This is a genomic window from Actinoplanes sp. URMC 104 (genome assembly GCF_051386375.1).
Lineage (GTDB): Bacteria > Actinomycetota > Actinomycetes > Mycobacteriales > Micromonosporaceae > Actinoplanes.
Map to the genome: position 1 here is coordinate 2336563 of NZ_JBPQTO010000002.1, position 18937 is coordinate 2355499.

The following is an 18937-nucleotide window of genomic DNA, read 5'->3' on the forward strand; positions in this document are numbered from 1 at the left end:
CCGTCCGGGGTATGGGACGCCAGCCGTTATTCTCCTGGAGTTCACCCAGTAGATGGAGATAACCCGATGATCGGTCTGATACTCGCCGCCGGAGCCGGACGCAGGCTTCGTCCCTACACGGACACCCTGCCCAAGGCGCTGGTGCCGGTGGACGGGGAGACCACGATCATGGACATCTCCCTGCGCAACCTGGCCGCCGCCGGGCTTACCGACGTGACGATCGTGGTGGGCTACCGCGCGAACGCCGTCGAGGAGCGCCGGGCGGCGTTCGAGTCCGAGTACGGCGTCAAGATCTCGCTCGTGCACAACGACAAGGCCGAGGAGTGGAACAACGCGTACTCGCTGTGGCTCGCCCGCGACCACTTCGCGCAGGGCGCGCTGATGGTCAACGGGGACACGGTTCACCCGATCAGCGTCGAGCAGACGCTGCTCGCCCAGCGCGGCCCGAGCATCCTGCTCGCCATCGACAACGTGAAGAAGCTCGCCGACGAGGAGATGAAGACGGTCTTCGGCCCCGACGGGCGGCTCACGAAGATCACGAAGCTGATGGACCCCGCGGAGGCGTTCGGCGAGTACATCGGCGCCAACATCATCGAGCCGGAGGCGGCGACCGACCTGGCCGACGCGCTCAAGGCGACCTGGGAACGCGACCCGAACCTCTACTACGAGGACGGCTTCGGCGAGTACGCGAACCGCGGCGGCGAGGTGCGGGCCGCGGTCATCGGCGACGTGGACTGGGTCGAGGTCGACAACCACGACGACCTGGCCAAGGCCCGGGGCATCGCATGCCGCTACTAGCCCGCAGCGTCCAGGCGCCGCTGCACATCCACGTCCGCCGGGGGGCGGTCGCCGATCTCGGCCGCATCCTGGCCGACGGCCGCATCTCGGCCGGCGGCGACGTGGCGGTGGTGGTTGGCCCGGGGCTGGGCGAGCGGGTCGTCGAGCTGATCCGGCCCTCGCTCGCGACGGCGGACGTCTTCACGACCACGGGCGGCACCCTCGACGCCGCCCTCGAGCTGGCCGCCAAGCTGCGGTCCCGGCCGTACGACGCGGTGGTCGGCATCGGCGGCGGCACTACGGTCGACGCCGCGAAGTACGCCGCCAGCCGGTGGGGGCTGCCGATGATCTCGGTCGCGACCAGCCTGGCCAACGACGGCATCGCGTCCCCGGTGGCCAGCCTCGTCAACGACGGGATCAAGGGCTCGTACGGGGTGCACATCCCGTTCGGCGTGATCGTCGACCTCGACTTCGTCGACACCGGGCCCGACCGCGTCAACCGCGGCGGCATCGGCGACGCGATCAGCAACATCAGCGCGCTGGCGGACTGGGAGCTGGCCCGCGAGATCCGCGGCGAGCCGGTCGACGGGCTGGCCGCCTCGCTGGCGCGAATGGGCGCCGAGGCGATCCTCGCGATGCCCGGCGACCTGCACGACGACGCGTTCGTGACGGTGCTCGCCGAGGCGCTGATCGCCAGCGGCCTGGCCATGGCGGTCTGCGGTAGCAGCCGGCCCGCCAGCGGTGGCTGCCACGAGATCATGCACGCGATCGACTCGCTCTATCCCGGCACCGCCTCGCACGGCGAGCTGGCCGGGCTCGGCGCGCTGTTCTGCACGTTCCTGCGGGGTGACGAGCGCCGGTTCGAGCAGATGGCCGCCTGCCTGGCCCGGCACCAGCTGCCCCGGGTGCCGGCCGACGTCGGGCTCAGCAGCGACCAGTTCGTCGAGGCCGTGCACTTCGCGCCGCGCACCCGGCCCGACCGCTACACGATCCTCGAGCACCTGGACATGACCCCCGACGAGATCAGCCGAAAGCTGGAACAGTATGTCGAAGCCGTCCACCGCTGACTCCGGCGCGGCCCCGGCGCCCCCGCCGGCTCCCACGGCGGCCGACTACTACGCCGTCAACCGCGGCGGCGGGCTGTTCAGCGAGGCGCTCAGCCAGCGGATCGGCGCGCGCCTCGCGGTGTTCGCGCACAAGCACGACCTGTCGCCGACCGTGCTGACCGTCTTCAACCTGGGCCTGGGCGGGCTCGTGTCGATCGTGGTGGTGGCCTCGGCGGTCCCGGTCGCCGACGGCCGGTTCTGGGCCTGGCCGATCGGGCTGCTGGCCCTGGTGGGCTGGCAGCTCGCGTACGCCTTCGACTGCGCGGACGGGCAGCTCGCGCGGGTCACCGGGCGCACCAGCCCGGCCGGTGCGCGCCTCGACGTGCTCTGCGACGTGGCGGTGCAGATCTCGCTGGTGGCGGCGCTCGCCGCGACCGCCGAGGCGCAGGTGCCCGACACCCCGGCGTGGCTGCTCGCCGCGTTCGCCGGCACCTGGATGGTCAACCTGGTCACCTCGGTGATGCAGACCTCCGACAAGGCCGCCAGCATGGTGACCAGCCGCTCGCTTCCCGTACGCCTGGTCAAGCTCGTGCGCGACTACGGCGCGGTGATCGCGCTGGCCGGGCTCGTGCTCACCGTCGCGCCACAGTGGACGATCTGGTTCGTCGGCCTGTTCACCCTGGTGAACGCGGCCTTCCTGGCCGCCAGCGTGATGTTCTCAGCGCGGGAGGCGCTGCGCCACTAACCCGTGGTGCACAAAGTCGACCAGCCACGCGAAGCTCTCGTCGACGTCGGTGTCCATCTCGAAGCCGCCGGCCGCCTCGATCGTCGCGAACCCGTGGAACAGGCTGCGCAGCAGGCGCAGCGCGTGGACGGTGTCGGCCGGGTCGACGTCGTACCCGGCCAGCACCGCCGCCAGCGAGTTCAGCACCCGCGCTCCAGCGACGGCCAGCGGATCGTCGGGCCCCTGGATGTTCAGCCGCACGGTGGCCGCGTACCGCCCGGGGTGCTCGACCACGTACGCCCGCATCGTCCGGGCGGCCGCCGCGAGCGCGTCCCGGCCGGCCAGCCCCTGCAGCGCGTCCCGCAGCGCGTCGCCCATCTCGGTGGCGGCCAGCACGGCGATCCGCCGGGTGAGGTCGGCCTGCGACTCGATGTGTTTGTAGAGCGAGGGCGCCCGCACCCCGAGCCGCTCCGCCAGGGCGCCCATGGTGACGTTGGCGAGCCCGACCTCGTCGGCGAGCCCGGCGGCGGCCCCGACCACGGCCGCCGGATCGAGCCCGGCCCTAGGCACGGGCGTTGGCCTTGAGGAACGGCAGCAGCAGCGCGACCAGCTCGTCGGGGAACTGCGTGTGCGGGTAGTGGCCCGCGCCCTCGATGACCTCGAGCCGGCCCAGACCCTCCGGCAGCGCCGCCACGATCGCCTCGCCCTCGGCCCGCGGGTCGCCCCAGTCCGGGTCGAGCGAGCCCTGCACGATCAGCGCCGGGCAGCGCACGTTGCCCAGCTGGGCCCCGGCGTCGCTCGCCGGCGTCGTCCCCATCTGCTGCAGCGCCTTCATCCGGCCCGGCTCGCCGAGTTCGGCCGTCATCCGCCGCAGCTGGTCGTCCCAGTCGGCGGGCTTGCGCCCGGGGAACGCGATGTCGAGGTACCGGAGCCACGCTTTCACGCTGCCCAGGATGCCGGTCAGAAGCAGCTGTGTCATGCCGGCGCGGTACCGCTTGAGCCGGAGGTCGCCCAGGTGGAAGGCCTGCGCCCGGGTGAACGACCCGAGCTCGGCGATGCCCGTGACCAGGTCGGGCGCCTGCGCCGCGGCGATCGTGACCGCGCCACCCGAGATCGACTGCCCGACGAGCACGGCCGGGCCGCCGAGGTGCCGGACCACGGCGAGCAGGTCGCCCGCTATGTCGGTGCGGCTGTACGACGGCCAGACGGCGCTCGACTCGCCGCAGCCGCGCAGGTCGACCGCGGCCACCCGGTAGCCCGCCGCGACCAGCTGCGGCACGACGAAGCGGTAGGACGCGCGGCTGTCACCCATGCCGTGGGCGAGCACGACCAGGGGGCCGGCGCCGGCGACCTCGTAGGCGAGGGTGCCACCGTCGACGGCGAGAAATTCGGTCATGACGACCTCCAGGCTTGGCTAATGTTGTTAGCTAAAAGCTAATTCCATTAGCCGAGCCTGTCAACATCCCTGGTCAGACGCGCACCGGAATGGCCGACGAGGCGCCCAGCACCTTCCCGGACGCGTCGAGCGCCTCGGTCACCACGTACTCGGGAATGCCCGGAACCGTCAGCGTCGTCTCGAAGCCGGTCCGCACCTGCTCGACCGCGCCGCCGGCCAGCGCGCCCGGCTGGGTGCCCCACCGGGCGCGCCACCGCGCCACCCCGGTGTGGCCGTTCCAGCTGGCCGAGACGATCACGCTTCCGCCGTCGACGCGGACGCCCATCGCGGGCTGGTCGCGCGGCTCGCCGGTCCACTCGGCCTTGTAGGCGCGGTAGGACTGGTTGTCCGGCGGCAGGTGCCCGGCGAGCCGCACGCTGCCGTCGGCGTTGTGCTCGGTGAAGTGCGGCATCTGACCCCACCCGATGAAGGAGCCGCCGTCGGCGAGCTCGCGGAAGCTGCCCTGGGTGGGCGCCGACAGCTTCTCGGGGTGCACGTGCTCGGCGACGAACGTCGTCCGCCGCGCCGCCTCGTCCACCTTGAACACGACCCCGCGCGAGAACTCCTTCTCCTTCGTGATGCCGGCGCCGTTGTCGAACAGCCCGTACGAGCCGTCGCGCCGCTGCCGGAAGTCGTGCTGCCACGAGAACCTTGTCCGGTCGTCGACCCGGAAGTCGGACTTCTTGCCACCGATGCGCCAGACGACGTCGCCGCTCCGCCGGTCGATCTTGTAGACGGTCCAGGTGTGCCGCGCCGAGATGATGATGTTGCCGTCGGCGGCGAGCCCGACCGAGTTGGCGTGGAAGTAGTCGTACGGCAGGTGTGCCGATTCGCCCTGCGGGAGCGGCGCGTACGACTCGTCCAGCGCCACGTGCTCGCTCGAGCGCCACTCGAAGACCCGTCGGCCGGTGGCGATGTCGATCTCCTGGATCACGCCCTCGTGCAGCACGCCGTCCGCGGGGCCGCCGACCGGCCTCAGGTCGTACGGAATGGGGTCGTAGATCCAGAACAGCGCGGTGTTCCGCGGGGTGAGCACGAGATCGTGCTGGTCGGCCTGCTCGGTGCCGGCCGCGCGCACCCGGGTGATCTCCCGGTACTGCTGGTCGGCGACGACGAACTCGCCCTGGCCGACGCCCTGCCCGCCGGTGCCCCCGATGGTGCCCTCCCACCAGGTCAGCACCGGCCTGTTGCGATAGCGCTGCGCCTTGAGGTCGATCGCGACGGTGGCCGGGTCGGGCACCTTGCGGAACCAGACCGGCGATCCGGTCTCGTCGACGATCAGCGGACCCCACAGCCCGGCTCCCGACGCGGGAGTCAGGAAGATGGAGCCCGCCACCGTGCCGTTGGCCGCCGTCGTGATCGTGACGTCGGGCAGCGTGCGCAGGTCGGGCCGGGATCGGTACTTGGGGTCGCCGGCCGGGGCGGCAGCCTGCGTCGCGGGGCCGGCCTCGCCGCCGTCGTGCCCGATCGCGTAGCCGATGCCGCCGCCGGCCAGACCGGTGAGGACGGCGCCGCCGGCGCCGAGCAGGACATTTCTCCGAGGAACGCTCACCTCGCGGGCGTTCCCGGCACCCCCAAGATCTACCTCCGCAGATGATCCGAGTTCGCTGTGAGATCGGTGTAGATCTCCAGGAGCCGGCCGGTGAGCACGTCGGGGTGGAACTCGCGCAGATAGCGGTCGCGGGCGACGGGCGCGAGCGCGGAGGCTCCGTCGCGGGCGAGCGGCAGGGCGGCGGCCATCGCTTCCGGCTGCGGCGGCACCACCCAACCGGCCGGGCCCACCATGTACGGGACGCCGCCCACGTCGGTGCCGAGCACGGGCCGCCCCGAGGCCAGCGCCTCCAGCGTCACCGTGGGCAGCACGTCGTTCCAGGTGGAGGCCACGATCATCACGGCCGACTCGTCGCGGAGCCGGCGTATCTCGTCGCGGCCGACGACGCCCAGGTAGCGCACGTCCGAGCGCTCGGCCGCCGCCCGCTCGGCCAGCGGCCGCAGCTCGCCGTCGCCCGCGATCCGCAGCGTGCCCAGCGACCCGTCCGGATGCCGCCGCCAGGCGTCGAGCAGCAGCGCCAGGCCCTTCTCGGGCGAGAGCCGGCCGCCGTACAGGAAACCCTCCCCTAGCGGCGCGGGCTCGCCCGGATCCGGCAGGGCGTTGGGCTTGACCACGATCCGCTCGTCCGCGATGCCGTAGTCGCGCAGGTGGGCGGCGATGCGGTCGGTCAGCGCGATGTACCGGTCGACCGAGCGCCAGGTGGGCCGGTGCACGGCCAGCGTCGTCGCCATCAGCGCGCTCTGCGCCGCCGAGCCCCGGTAGCAGCGGTGCTGCACGGCCGGCCAGCCGACCAGCTTGCCCCGGCAGTCCTGGCAGTTGTGGCCGTCGCGGAAATAGAGGCCCGAGGAGCAGACCTGACGGTAGTTGTGCACCGTCTGGATCACCGGCACGCCGTGCTTGTGGGCCGTGCGGACCACCCAGGGCGAGAGCAGCGGGTACGGGTTGTGCAGGTGCAGCACGTCCGGACGCTCGGCCTCGAGCAGCCGGGACAGGTCGCGCTGGGCGGCGCGGCCGTAGATCGGGGACAGCGGCAGCAACGCCTTCTCGGCCGCGGGCAGCTCGCCGATCGAGTCGGAGCTGCGCTGGAACGGCAGCACCTCCACCCCGGCGGCGCGGAGCTGCGCGATCTCGGTGTCCACGATGACGTTCTCGCCGGACGGGATCGCTTCCCGGTAACGGTTGTGCGCAACGACGACCTTCACGGCCAGAAACGCTACCTTTAGATCGTGCCCGAACTTCCCGAGGTCGAGGCGCTCGCTGCCTACCTGCGTGAGCGCGCGGTCGGCCACACCGTGCAGCGCTTCGAGGTCTCCTCGTTCAGCGCGCTGAAGACGTACGATCCGCCGCCCACCGCCGTCGCCGGCCTGCCGATCACCTCCGCCGGCCGCCACGGCAAGTTCCTCGACATCGGCATCGGCAACGAGCTGCACCTGGTCGTCCACCTGGCGCGCGCCGGCTGGCTGCACTACCGCGACGCGTTCAAGTCGCCCGCGCCGCTCAAGCCGGGCAGCGGGCCGATCGCGCTCCGGGTGCGGCTCGACGACGGCTCCGGCTTCGACCTCACCGAGGCCGGCACCCAGAAGTCGCTGGCGGCCTATCTCGTACGGGACCCGGCCGAGGTGCCCGGCGTGGCGCGGCTCGGGCCCGACGCGCTGGCGTTGTCGCGCGACGAGTTCGCCGCCGTGATCAAGAGCCGGAACGGGCAGGTCAAGGGCGTGCTCACCGATCAGGAGGTGCTCGCCGGCATCGGCAACGCGTACTCCGACGAGATCCTGCACGTCGCGAAGATGTCGCCGTTCGCGCTCACCGGCAAGCTCACCGACGAGCAGATCGACACGCTGTGGGCGGCCATGCGCGAGGTCGAGACCGACGCGGTGGCCCGCTCGGTGGGGCAGAAGGCGGCCGAGCTCAAGGGTGAGAAACGCGCCGGCATGCGCGTCCACGCCCGTACGGGATTGCCGTGCCCGGTCTGTGGCGACACCGTGCGTGAGGTGTCGTTCGCCGACAAGAGCCTGCAGTACTGCGCGACCTGCCAGACCGGCGGCAAGCCGCTCGCCGATCGACGGCTGTCCAAGTTGATCCGATAGCGGCGTATCGGTCACGCTACGTACGCGGTCGGTAAACCGGCACCACGTCCGCTTCTTTCCGCCCGATCCATCGGTATAGTGGCCCGGTCCCACGTTTCCGCGGCGTTGGTCACCCCGGTGTCCTGTCGCGGTGCGTAATCTTTTCCGGATGCGGGAGGACGTAGGCGAGGTGACCGCTAGCCTGCATCGCCCGGTTACCGACAGCAGCCGGAGCAAGCCCGTGCCGTACGACAGCTTCGAGTGGCAGCAGCAGCCGCCACCGAGCAACGGCGTACCCCGGTCGGCCTGGAACCGGCAGCACAAGCGCCTGTCGCGCTGGCACCGGCCCTACACGCTGGCTCTGGTCGTCCTCGATCTGATCTCCGTGGTGCTGGCCAGCCATCTGGCCGCGACGGTGATCGAGAAATCCCGCTCCGGTTTCATCGGCCGCAGCCTCGGCTTCCTGCACGGCGAACAGCTGTTCATCTTCTTCGCGTACGTGGTGCTGCCGCTCGGCTGGCTGGTGCTGCTCTGGGCCAACGGCACGTACGACCGCCGCTACCTGGGCCTGGGCAGCGAGGAGTTCAAGCGCGTCGTGCGCACGTCGGTCACCGTCGTGGCCTGCGTGTCGCTGCTGGCGTTCGCGACCAAGGCGCCGCTGTCGCGTGGCACGGTCGCCGCCGTCTCGCTGATGGCGCTGCTGTTCCTGCTCTGCGGCCGGGTCATCGCCCGGCAGGTGCTGCACTTCGCCCGCCGCAAGACCGGCCACGGCGCCCACCGCATGATCCTGGTCGGCACGCTGCCCGAGGCGCTCGAGGTCTACACCGCCGTCACCCGCAGCCCCGCCGCCGGCCTGATCCCGGTGGCCATCCACATAACGGACGGCTATGCGGCCGCCCGCGGCATCGAGACCCCCGTGCCGGTGTACGCCGCGCGCGACGTGCTGTCGCTGGTGCGCGAGGTGGGCGCCGACACGATCGCGGTCTGCGGCTCCGCCAGCGCCGAGCCCGGCGAGCTGCGGCGGCTCGCGTGGCAGCTCGAGGGCACCGGCGTCGACCTGGTCGTCGCCCCGCAGCTCACCGACATCGCCGGCCCCCGCGTGCACATCCGCCCGATCGAGGGCCTGCCGCTGCTGCACGTCGAGGAGCCCACCCTGTCGGGCCCCGGCTGGCTCGCCAAGAACCTGCTCGACCGCGTCGCCGCCGGCCTCGGCCTGCTCGTGATCAGCCCGATCCTGGTGGCCATCGCGATCGGCATCAAGCTCTCCGACCCAGGCCCCGTCTTCTTCCGCCAGCCCCGCGTCGGCCACGAGGGCCGCACGTTCCGGGTGTGGAAGTTCCGGACCATGTACGTGGACGCCGAGGAGCGCAAGCGCACGCTCGAGGAGCTCAACGAGTCCGACGGCATGCTGTTCAAGATGAAGAACGACCCCCGGATCTTCTCCTTCGGCGCCAAGCTGCGGGCCACCTCGCTCGACGAGCTCCCACAGCTGATCAACGTGCTCAAGGGGGAGATGTCGCTGGTCGGGCCGCGGCCGCTGCCCGCCGACGACGGCGACTATCTGGGGGACGTCCGCCGGCGGCTGCTGGTGCGGCCGGGGATCACCGGGCTCTGGCAGGTGTCGGGGCGTTCCGACCTGTCGTGGGACGAAGCCGTGCGGCTGGATCTCTACTACGTGGACAACTGGTCGTTGACCTACGACTTGGGCATCTTGTGGCGGACGATCTGGGTTGTGCTCAAGCGCAAGGGTGCTTACTGATCGCGCTTGGCGCGGTCGCGCTTGGTGCTGTCGTTCCGGTCGTTGCTGGTTGGGCTGATCGCCTTGGTCGCCCTCACCGCCGACATTGTTGGTCGCGCGGCTCGCCAGGCGGGCGGGCGGCGGGTCACCCTCACTGCCGCCGTCGCCGGCCGTCGCTGGTTGGGCTGCACCCCAGGCGCGACTTGCCGCTGAAGGGGCGCCCGCCGAACCCGTACCGCTGGTTCGGCGGGCGCGACATCGCTCAGGAGTAAGGGCAGGTGCTGCGCCACTCCTGGATCGCGGAGCCGGACGGGTTGGGGCAGAGGAACTGGTCGTAGCGGGTGTCGTCGTCGATGAAGCGCTTCAGCCACGAGATGCTGTACTTCGCGACGGTCACGTTCGTCGAGGTTGGCGCGGAGTGCGAAGCGTTGTTGAGCTCGAGGTAAGCCTTGTCGGCCGTGCTGGGCAGGCTCGTGTAGAACGGCTCGGAGTGGGAGCTCACGGGGGCCACGGTGTCGCTCTCGGCGCCGACGATGAGGGTGGGGACGCGGTCGTTCGACCAGTTCTTGGTGCCGTGCCACGGGGTCAGCGGGACGGCGGCCTGCAGCGACGGGCGGGAGACCGAGGCGGACAGGCTGCCGCCGCCGCCCATCGAGTGGCCCATGACGCCCAGGCGTGTGGCGTCGATGCGGGTGCGCACGCTGCTGGTACGGGTCAGGTAGTCCAGCGCCGCCAGCAGTTGCGTGCCGCGGCTCGCGGGCTGGTCGAGGGTGCTGAGCGTGTCGATGGTGATGACCACGAAGCCCTGTGACGCGATGCGCGGTCCGAGCCACGCGACGCTGGACTGCGAGGCGGTGAAGCCGGGCGAGATGGCGACCGCGCCGAACGTGCCCGCCGTGGTGCTGGTCGGGTAGTAGATCGTGCCGCCGCCGAAGCCGCTGACCGCGGACCGGGCGACGGTCGTCTGGGCGATCGCGAAGGAGCCGCGCGACGCCTCGATGCTGCTGGTCGTGGGGGCGGGGCCGCGCTCGTACGGGTTGGCGGCGAGGGCGGGCGAGGCGGGTGACGCCCCGACGAGGGTCACCGCGAGGATGACGGCGGCCAGGACGGCGCGAATTCTGGGAACGGACATGGTCACTCCCGAGGCCGGTATATCGATGTACGTCACAGTGTTAATCGATCCGTTACCAGCCGGTAATACCAATTGGCACCGTGCCAATACGGTATGGCTGGACGCCCGTCCGCTGACCGGTCACTATCTCCTCCGTGGCGGGACAGGTGGGCAGCGTGCTGGCGGTCGTGGCTGTCCTCGCGGCGCTGGCCGGGGCCGTCGTGGCGGTCGTGCGTCTGCGAGCGCGTCGCGGCATCGCCACGGCCATGCAGCGGGCCACGTACGACGTCCTGCACACCGCCGCTCTCGCCGCCGACCCGCTGCGTGCCGGGCTCACGTCCGGCACCGCAGGCAAGGCCGCGCGGCACCTGCGGACGCTGGTCGGCGCGGCGGGGCTCACGATCGTCGAGGACGAGCGCTGCCTGGCCTTCGACGGGCGCGGCAGCCACCACGGCGAGCAGTTCGCGGCGGCCGCCACCCGGGCCGTGGCCGCCCACCGCTCGATCGTGCTGTCCTCCGATGACCTGCCCTGCGACCGGGTCGACTGCGTGGTGCGCGGGGCCGTGGTGGCGCCGCTCTCCGGTCCGGCCGGGCAGGCGACCGCCGCGCTGGTCGCGGTCGCCGACGACCACCCCGCGCCGGGCCTGGTGCAGGCCACGCTCGAGACCGCCCGGTGGGCCGGCTCGCAGCTCGCGCTCGCCGAGCTCGACTCCTCGCGGGAGCGGCTCGCCCGGGCCGAGGTGCGGGCACTGCGCGCGCAGATCAGTCCGCACTTCATCTACAACGCGCTGACCGCGATCGCGTCGTTCGTCCGCACGGATCCGGAGCGGGCGCGGGAGCTGATCCTCGAGTTCGCGGAGTTCACCCGGTACTCGTTCCGCGCGCACGGCGACTTCACCACGCTCGCCGAGGAGCTGCGCTCGATCGACCGCTATCTCACCATCGAGCGCGCCCGGTTCGGCGACCGCCTGCAGGTGCGGCTGCAGATCGCGCCCGAGGTGCTGCCGGTGGGTCTGCCGTTCCTGTGCCTTCAGCCGCTGGTCGAGAACGCCGTACGCCATGGTCTGTCGCGCAAGCCCGGCGTCGGTATGGTGAGCATCGAGGCACGGGACGCCGGCGCCGAATGCCACATCACGGTCGAGGACGACGGGGTCGGCATGGATCCGGCCGTGTTCGCCGCGGGCATGCCCGAGACCGACGACGGGCAGCACGTGGGCCTGGCGAATGTGGACGAACGGTTGCGCTCGGTCTTCGGCGACCACTTCGGCCTGGTGGTGGAGACCGCGCCCGGAGCGGGAACGAAGGTGAGCATGCGAGTGCCGAAATTCCACCCGGGAGTACGGGCATGAGCCTGGTCGTGCTCGCCGTCGACGACGAGCCGCCCGCGCTGGACGAGCTGGCCTACCTGCTCAACGCCGACGGGCGCGTGGCCCACGTGCACCGGGCCGGCGACGCCACCGAGGCTCTGCGGGTGCTGCGCGACACCGAGGTCGACGCGGTGTTCCTCGACATCCGCATGCCCGGGCTCGACGGCATGGAGCTGGCCCGCATCCTGCGCAGGTTCGCCCGGCCGCCGGCGATCGTCTTCGTGACCGCGTACGACGACGGTGCCGTGGACGCCTTCGACCTGGGCGTCACCGACTACGTCCGCAAACCCGTCCGCGCCGAGCGCCTCGGCGAGTCGCTGCGCCGCGTGGCCGGCTCCCGCCTGGCGCCCGTGGCCGCCCCCGCTCCGCCCGCCGACGAGCCCACCATCCCTGTCGAGCTCGCCGGCACCACCCGCATGCTCCCGCGCTCGTCCGTGCGCTGGGTCGAGGCGCAGGGCGACTACGCCCGGTTGCACACGGCGGACGCCTCCCACCTCGTACGGGTCTCGCTGGCCACGCTCGCCGAACGCTGGGCCGACGCCGGTTTCGTCCGCATCCACCGCTCGTACCTGGTGCAGATCCGCCTGATCGCCGAGCTGCGCCTCACCGGTTCCGGCTACGTCGTCTCGGTCGACGGCGTCGAGCTGCCCGTGAGCCGCCGCCACACCCGCGAGCTGAAGGATCGCCTGATCAGGGCCGCCAAGCACGACTGGACCCGCTGATTTCCCACAGAGCTTCCACACGGTTTTCCACAGCTCCACGGACTTCTCCACAGAGTTATCCACAGGCTCGATGGGCGAGTCGCCGTCGAAGGCCCAGTTGTCCACAGGAAGGAACGGTGGTCGTCATGCGGCAGGCGCAGTTGTCCGCCGGCACCGTGGAGTACGACGACAGCGGCGGCGACGGACCGGTCCTGGCGTTCCTGACCGGCGCTTTCGTCGGCGCGACGCTCTGGCGGCACGTGGTCGCCGACCTGCGCCGGGACCATCGCTGCGTGGTGCTGGAGATGCCGCTCGGCGCGCACCGCATCCCGATGCGACCCGACGCCGACCTCAGCTCGCGCGGGCTGGCCGCGCTGGTGGCGGAGTTCCTGCGCGTGCTCGACCTGCGTGCGGTCACCCTTGTCGGCTGCGACTGGGGCGGCGCTCAGCTCGTCGCGGCCTATCACCCCGAGCGCCTGGCCCGGCTGGTGCTGCTGCCCCAGGAGTCCTTCGGCAACTTCCCGCCGGGGTTGCCGGGCCGTCTGCTGTACCTGTCGTCGAAGGTCCCCGGCGCCACGCTGGTGGCGTTGCAGACGCTGCGGGTGCGCGGCCTGCGCCGGTCCCCGGTCAACTTCGGGCTGATGTCCAAGCGCCCGGTTCCCGACGACGTCATGGATGCCTGGCTGGCGCCCGCCCTGAGCTCCGCCGGGGTCCGCCGGGACATGCTGAAGTACCTGCGGTCCACCCGCCGCGGCGAATACCGCGAGGCCGCCGCGAGGCTCGGCGGCTTCGCACGGCCGGCGCTCGTGCTGTGGGCTCCGGAGAGCCGCATGATGCGGGCGGCGAACGGCCCGCGTCTCGCGCGGGCACTTCCGCAGGGGCGGCTGGTCGAGGTGGCCGACAGCTTCACGCTCCTCCCCGAGGACCAGCCGCACGTCTGCGCGGCGCAGATCCGGTCCTTCGTCGCCGCCTCCTGAGCCGGTCCCGCCTCAGGTGATCTCCACAAGTCGTTCACAAACTCACCGCCCGGTCCGCACCGAAGGTCAATAGGCTGCCGCCGACGGCCGGTGCGGCTCGGGGGCTCACCGGCGCGGCTGGAGGTGGGGATGGAGACGGAGCGGCGCGTTCTCGTGGTGGAGGACGAGCGGACGATCGCGGAAGCGGTCGCCGCCCGGCTGCGGGCCGAGGGGTTCCTCGTGGAGGTCGCGGGGGACGGGCCGTCGGCGGTCGAGGCGGCCCGGCGCACGCCACCCGACGCGGTGGTGCTCGACGTGATGCTGCCGGGCTTCGACGGCCTGGAGGTCTGCCGGCGGCTGCAGGCGGAGCGGCCCGTCCCCATCCTCATGCTCACCGCCCGCGACGACGAGACCGACCTGCTGGTGGGTCTCGCGGTGGGCGCCGACGACTACATGGTCAAGCCGTTCTCGATGCGGGAGTTGGCCGCCCGCGTGCACGCGCTGTTGCGCCGCGCGGCCAAGCTGACCGTGGCGCCGCAGGGGCCGCCGACGCTGCGGTTCGGCGACCTCGAGATCAACCAGGCGGAGCGGCGGGTGCTGCGCGGCGGGGTCGAGGCGCATCTGACGCCGACGGAGTTCGACCTGCTGGTGCACCTGGCGGCCCACCCCCGTACGGTCCTCGCCCGCGAACGCCTGCTCGCCGACGTGTGGGGCTGGGCCGACGCCTCCGGCACCCGTACGGTCGACAGCCACATCAAGGGGCTGCGCCGCAAGCTCGGCGCCGACCTGATCCGCACCGTGCACGGCGTGGGCTACGCGCTGGAGGTTCAGCGGTGAGGCTGAAGCTGCCGCGGCCGCTCGACCCGGTGCGCTCGCTCAAGATGAAGATCATCATGGTGCTGCTCGCGGGCGGGGGCAGCGGGCTGATCTGGTTCTACCTCTGGCTGGGCTGGTTCCCGATCTGGACCGGCGTCACGGCGACGGTCATCGGGGTGACGATCGTGCAGTTCCTGGCGCGCGGCATGACCTCGCCGCTGCGCGAGATGACCGCAGCCGCGCGGGCCATGGCGCAGGGCGACTACGACCGGCGGGTGCGCGCCACCTCGGCCGACGAGGTGGGCGAGCTCGCGACCGCGTTCAACCAGATGGCCGCCGACCTGGCCGCCGCGGACCGGCAGCGCCGCGAGCTCATCGCGAACGTCTCGCACGAGCTGCGTACGCCCATCACCGCGCTGCAGGGCCTGCTGGAGAACATCGTCGACGGGGTGGCGAAGGCCGAGCCCGCGATGATGCAGACCGCGCTGGCCCAGACCGAGCGCCTCGGCCGCCTGGTCACCGAGCTGCTGGACCTGTCCCGCGTGGACGCGGGCGTGGCGCCGCTGATCCGCCATCCGATCGACGTGTCCTCGTTCCTCGACGACGTGGTGCGCGAGGCCGAGGTCAACGCCGCGGGCGCCGGCCGGGACGTCCGGTTCGAGGTCGCGGCGTCGCGGATCGTCGTGCCCGGCGATCGGGAACGGCTGCACCAGGTCTTCGCCAACCTGCTCGACAACGCCGCCCGGCACAGCCCGCCCGGCGGCACGGTCGAGGTCCGCGCCGGCCGCCGCGACGACCATCTGCTGGTCGCCGTGTCCGACGAGGGCCCGGGGATTCCGCCGGCCGAGCGCCAGCGGGTCTTCGAACGCTTCACCCGCGGCGAGCGCGCAAGCGCCGACGGCGGCGGCACGGGCCTCGGCCTGGCGATCGCCCGCTGGGTCGTGCAGCTGCACCGCGGCACGATCGCCGTCGTGGACTCGGTCCGCCCGGGCTGCGAGATCCACGTGACCCTGCCCCTGCGCGCTCAGTGAGGTTGCCTTGTCGATAGCCCCTGCCCAGACGAAACCCGCGACGCCGCTCCCGCAACTGCACGGCCCGTGGCTGTCGTACGTGCCGTGGGGACGGCACTGGTCCGGTCCCGGCCGCCCGGCCTCGACGCTCACCGTCGCGGCGGTCGCGGGGGCCGCCGTCGTTGCCGCACTCAGCCTGCCCCTGGACCGGCCGGGCATCGGCTGGCTGCTCACCGTCGTGGCCGCCGTGGCCGCCGTCGCGGTCGCCCGCGTCGCCCCGATCACCAGGGGCCCGCGTCCGCTGGTGTTCCGTCCGGCGCCCCGGCTGCGACCGGAGCAGATCGCCTGGGCCGCCGCGACGGTCGCGCTGATCGCGGTCGGCGCCTTCCGCTCGGCCGGCTGGCTCTTCGCCCTCTGCGTGCTGGTCGCCACGCTCACCGCCGCGCTCGCGCTGTCGGGCGGGCGGTCGCTGCGCAGCATCGTCGCGGCGTACGCCATGCCGTTGATCGCCGCGGGGCGCGCGGTGCCGTGGCTGGCCCGCGGTCTGGCCCGGCCGGGCGAGGAGAGGATCGGCAATGCCCAGGTACGCGTGGTGGCGACCGCGGCCGTGTCGGTCGCGCTGCTCGTCGCGTTCGGCGCGTTGCTCACCTCCGCCGACGTTCGGTTCGCCCACGCGCTCGAGCGGCTCGTCCCCGACCTGGGCGTCGACACGGTCTTCCGATGGATCTTCCTGCTCGGCCTCACGGCGATGGGGGTGGGCGGCGCCGCCTTCCTGCGCGTGGCGCCGGCCGACCTGTCCAGGCTGGACCGGACCGAGGGGCGCAAGGTTCACCGCTGGGAGTGGGCCGTACCGCTCGGCCTGCTGACCGTGCTGTTCGCCGCCTTCGTCGCCGTGCAGGCCCTGACGCTGGTGCAGGGCGACTACCGCGTGCAGGAGTACGCCGACGAGGCCCGCAGCGGGTTCTGGCAGCTCAGCTGGGTCGTCGGGCTGACCCTGATCGTGCTCGGCGGCGCTGCCCGCTGGGCGCCCCGCACCCAACCGGCGGACCGCCGGCTGATCCGGGGGATCCTCGGCGCCCTGACCGTCCTCACGCTGGTCATCGCCGCGACGGCCCTGCACCGCATCACCCTCTACACGGGCGAGTACGGCCTGACCCGGCTGCGGCTGCTGGTCTTCTGCTGCGAGTGCTGGTTCGCCGTCGTGCTGCTCATGGTCGTGGCGGCCGGGCGGACACTCCGGGCTCCCTGGCTGCCGCGCGCCGCGATCGCCGTGGGCGTCGCCGCCCTGCTCGGCCTGGCCGTGGCCAACCCGGACGGCATGATCGCCGAGCGCAACGTGCGGCCGCACGGCGACCGGCCGGTCGACCTGAGCTACCTCGGCGACCTGTCCCCCGACGCGGTTCCCGCCCTGGTCGCGGCGGACGGGCTGACCGACGATCAGCTCCTCTGCGTGCTCGGCCGGCTCAACACCTCGCCCGCGGCGCAGCCCGGCGACTGGCGCAGCTGGAACCTCGGACGGCACCGCGCCGGCGTCCTGATCGCCACCCGCGGCAACCCCACGTTCGACTGCACCGCTTGACATCCTGTCGCCGGCGGTCAGACTCCGGGCATGACCGCCGACGACCCGGGCACGGCCCCGCCGCGTACGCGCGTGGTTCTGGGCGAGGCCGCAGCCCGCCGGCGGCCCGCCGACCGTGCCCGCGCCGACCTCGCGGAACAGACGCCGGTCGGCGAGGCGCTGGTCAAGGGGCTGGTCCGGGCGCAGCTCGCGCTCGCCCTGCGGCTGGCGCTGGTGGTGGTGACCGGCCTGGGCGCCCTGCCGCTGCTGTTCGCGGTCGCGCCGGGCGTGGCCGAGGTCAAGGTCTTCGGCGTGTACCTGCCGTGGCTGCTGCTCGGCGGGCTGTCGTTCCCGTTCCTGATCGGGGTGGGCTGGGCGTACGTGCGCTGGGCCGAACGCAACGAGCAGGACTTCATCGCGCTGATCCGCAGGCCCGAGGCGTGAACCCGTACCTCGTCCCCGGCCTGGTGGTCGTGGTGCTGGTGACCGTCGGGATCGGCGTGTACGGGCTGCGGTTCGCCCGCACCACCTCGGACTTCCTGGTCGCGTCGCGGTCGGTGAGCCCCGCGTGGAACGCCGCGGCGATCAGCGGTGAGTACCTGTCGGCGGCGTCGTTCCTGGGCGTCGCCGGGTTGATCCTGCGCTACGGCGTCGACGTGCTCTGGTATCCGGTCGGCTTCGCCGCGGGCTACCTGGCGCTGCTGCTGTTCGTGGCCGCCCCGCTGCGCCGCTCGGGGGCGTTCACGCTGCCCGACTTCTGCGAGGTGCGCCTCGGCTCGCCGCTGCTGCGGCGCCTGGCCAGCGTGTTCGTGGTGTTCATCGGCTGCCTCTACCTGGTGCCGCAGCTGCAGGGCGCGGGCCTGACCTTCACCACGGTCGCCGGCGGCTCGTACGCCTGGGGCGCCCTGCTGGTCGGCGCGGTGGTGACCGCCAACGTGGCCCTCGGCGGCATGCGGGCGATCACCTTCGTGCAGGCCTTCCAGTACTGGCTCAAGCTCACCGCGCTGCTGATCCCGGTGCTCTTCCTGGTGCTGCAGTGGCAGTCCGACGGCCGCCCGCCGGTCACGCCCGCGGCGGGGGCCGCCTTCCCGGCCGCGACCACCGTGGTGATCGAGCAGGACGCGACGGTCGGGGGCGTGCCCGTCGAGAAGGGGCAGGAGCTGACGTTCGCGGCCGGCGACCCGGTGCCCGCGGTGAGCACTGTGGACGCGACGTTCGGCGCCGACTGGCTGCTCCCGGGCGGCAACAGCACACTGTTCGCCACGTACTCGCTGATCCTGGCGACCTTTCTGGGCACGATGGGCCTGCCGCACGTGCTGGTGCGCTTCTACACCAACCCGGACGGCGCCTCGGCGCGGCGCACCACCCTGGTCGTGTTGTGCCTGGTCGGCGCGTTCTACCTGCTGCCGACGCTGTACGGCGTGCTGGGCCGCATCTACACCCCCCGGCTGCTGATGACCGGCCGCACCGACGCCGTGGTGCTGCTGCTGCCCGAGGCGGCGCTCGGCGGCGGCCACCTCGCCCGGCTGCTCGGGGCGCTGGTCACCGCGGGCGCGCTCGCCGCGTTCCTGTCCACCTCGTCGGGCCTGCTCACCAGCGTCGCCGGGGTGGTCTTCACCGACGTGCTGCGCGGCGGCCGCAGCGGCTCGGTACGCGACTTCCGGCTGGCCACCGTGCTCGCCGCCGCCGTCCCGGTGCTGCTCTCGCTGTACGTCTCCAACATGGACGTGTCGCGGGTGGTCGGCCTCGCTTTCGCGGTGGCGGCCTCCAGCTTCTGCCCGCTGCTGGTGCTCGGCGTATGGTGGCGCCGCCTCACCGACGTGGGCGCGGTGGCGGGCATCCTGGCCGGTGGGGGCGCGTCGATGACCGCCGTGCTGATCACCGTGCTCGGGCCGCCGCTGCACGGCTGGCTCGCCGACGCGGTGGGCCAGCCCGCCGCGTGGACCGTGCCGCTGGCGTTCCTGGTCATGGTCACCGGCTCGCTGCTGACCAGCCGGCGGGTGCCGCACGACGTCGGCGCCACCATGCTCCGGCTGCACGCGCCCGAGTCGTTGCGGGTCTGATTGCGCTGGTCAGGCCG

Annotated in this window: 18 protein-coding genes; 13 read left to right on the plus strand and 5 right to left on the minus strand. The window is 72.5% G+C overall.

Annotated elements, in window-relative coordinates; translation table 11 throughout:
- Positions 1-66 precede the first annotated feature (66 nt).
- From ACSNN8_RS11905 to ACSNN8_RS11915, 3 genes are read left to right on the plus strand one after another with little or no spacing between them, the layout of a single operon-like run.
- A complete protein-coding gene (locus ACSNN8_RS11905) occupies positions 67-798 on the plus strand; it encodes a sugar phosphate nucleotidyltransferase (RefSeq protein WP_436648784.1) in 732 nt (243 codons plus the stop codon).
- Complete coding sequence (locus ACSNN8_RS11910) at positions 786-1844, plus strand: iron-containing alcohol dehydrogenase family protein (protein WP_436648786.1); 1059 nt, start codon at positions 786-788, stop codon at positions 1842-1844. Before ACSNN8_RS11905 ends, ACSNN8_RS11910 begins: the two co-directional genes overlap by 13 nt.
- On the plus strand, positions 1822-2568 hold the full coding sequence (locus ACSNN8_RS11915; protein WP_436648788.1) for a CDP-alcohol phosphatidyltransferase family protein: 747 nt from the start codon (positions 1822-1824) through the stop codon (positions 2566-2568). The genes ACSNN8_RS11910 and ACSNN8_RS11915 overlap by 23 nt, the downstream gene beginning before the upstream one ends.
- On the opposite strand, the gene ACSNN8_RS11920 is transcribed toward ACSNN8_RS11915, so the two are convergent.
- The 4 genes from ACSNN8_RS11920 to ACSNN8_RS11935 all read right to left on the minus strand — a co-directional run bounded on the left by ACSNN8_RS11920 (position 2542) and on the right by ACSNN8_RS11935 (position 6736).
- Complete coding sequence (locus tag ACSNN8_RS11920) at positions 2542-3117, minus strand: TetR/AcrR family transcriptional regulator (RefSeq protein WP_436648790.1); 576 nt, start codon at positions 3115-3117, stop codon at positions 2542-2544. The genes ACSNN8_RS11915 and ACSNN8_RS11920 overlap by 27 nt on opposite strands.
- Entirely contained in the window at positions 3110-3943 is an 834-nt protein-coding gene (locus tag ACSNN8_RS11925; RefSeq protein ID WP_436648792.1) for an alpha/beta fold hydrolase, read from the minus strand. The genes ACSNN8_RS11920 and ACSNN8_RS11925 overlap by 8 nt, the downstream gene beginning before the upstream one ends.
- Positions 3944-4016: 73 nt before the next feature.
- On the minus strand, positions 4017-5534 hold the full coding sequence (locus ACSNN8_RS11930; RefSeq protein ID WP_436648794.1) for an arylsulfotransferase family protein: 1518 nt from the start codon (positions 5532-5534) through the stop codon (positions 4017-4019).
- A 29-nt stretch (positions 5535-5563) separates the two neighbouring features.
- Positions 5564-6736, minus strand: a complete 1173-nt coding sequence (locus ACSNN8_RS11935) for a glycosyltransferase family 4 protein (protein ID WP_436648796.1) — start codon at positions 6734-6736, stop codon at positions 5564-5566.
- Between the two features lie 24 nt (positions 6737-6760).
- On the opposite strand from ACSNN8_RS11935, the gene ACSNN8_RS11940 reads away from it, so the two are divergent.
- Positions 6761-7621 (plus strand): Fpg/Nei family DNA glycosylase, encoded by an 861-nt coding sequence (locus ACSNN8_RS11940; protein WP_436648797.1) that lies wholly within the window; start codon positions 6761-6763, stop codon positions 7619-7621.
- 148 nt (positions 7622-7769) lie between these two features.
- Complete coding sequence (locus tag ACSNN8_RS11945; RefSeq protein ID WP_436648798.1) at positions 7770-9359, plus strand: sugar transferase; 1590 nt, start codon at positions 7770-7772, stop codon at positions 9357-9359.
- Positions 9360-9600: 241 nt separating this feature from the next.
- Here the strand turns inward: ACSNN8_RS11945 and ACSNN8_RS11950 are convergent, their stop codons facing one another.
- Positions 9601-10470, minus strand: coding sequence for a poly(ethylene terephthalate) hydrolase family protein (locus tag ACSNN8_RS11950; RefSeq protein ID WP_436648800.1), 870 nt, complete (start codon positions 10468-10470; stop codon positions 9601-9603).
- Positions 10471-10604: 134 nt separating this feature from the next.
- Here ACSNN8_RS11950 and ACSNN8_RS11955 point away from each other — a divergent pair, with 134 nt between their 5' ends.
- The 8 genes from ACSNN8_RS11955 (at position 10605) to ACSNN8_RS11990 (ending at position 18920) form a co-directional block, all read left to right on the plus strand.
- Positions 10605-11798, plus strand: a complete 1194-nt coding sequence (locus tag ACSNN8_RS11955; RefSeq protein WP_436648802.1) for a sensor histidine kinase — start codon at positions 10605-10607, stop codon at positions 11796-11798.
- Positions 11795-12538, plus strand: coding sequence for a LytR/AlgR family response regulator transcription factor (locus ACSNN8_RS11960; protein WP_436648803.1), 744 nt, complete (start codon positions 11795-11797; stop codon positions 12536-12538). Before ACSNN8_RS11955 ends, ACSNN8_RS11960 begins: the two co-directional genes overlap by 4 nt.
- Before the next feature lie 125 nt (positions 12539-12663).
- On the plus strand, positions 12664-13494 hold the full coding sequence (locus ACSNN8_RS11965; protein ID WP_436649544.1) for an alpha/beta fold hydrolase: 831 nt from the start codon (positions 12664-12666) through the stop codon (positions 13492-13494).
- A gap of 129 nt (positions 13495-13623) precedes the next feature.
- Positions 13624-14310: a response regulator transcription factor gene (locus ACSNN8_RS11970; protein ID WP_436648805.1), complete on the plus strand. Its 687-nt coding sequence runs from the start codon at positions 13624-13626 to the stop codon at positions 14308-14310.
- Entirely contained in the window at positions 14307-15320 is a 1014-nt protein-coding gene (locus ACSNN8_RS11975) for an ATP-binding protein (protein ID WP_436648807.1), read from the plus strand. The genes ACSNN8_RS11970 and ACSNN8_RS11975 overlap by 4 nt, the downstream gene beginning before the upstream one ends.
- Positions 15321-15327: 7 nt before the next feature.
- Entirely contained in the window at positions 15328-16878 is a 1551-nt protein-coding gene (locus ACSNN8_RS11980) for a DUF4153 domain-containing protein (protein ID WP_436648809.1), read from the plus strand.
- Between the two features lie 30 nt (positions 16879-16908).
- On the plus strand, positions 16909-17301 hold the full coding sequence (locus tag ACSNN8_RS11985; protein WP_436648810.1) for a hypothetical protein: 393 nt from the start codon (positions 16909-16911) through the stop codon (positions 17299-17301).
- Positions 17298-18920 carry a cation acetate symporter gene (locus tag ACSNN8_RS11990; protein WP_436648811.1) on the plus strand — a complete coding sequence of 541 codons (1623 nt, stop codon included), beginning with the start codon at positions 17298-17300 and terminating at the stop codon, positions 18918-18920. The genes ACSNN8_RS11985 and ACSNN8_RS11990 overlap by 4 nt, the downstream gene beginning before the upstream one ends.
- The last annotated feature ends 17 nt before the right edge of the window (positions 18921-18937 follow it).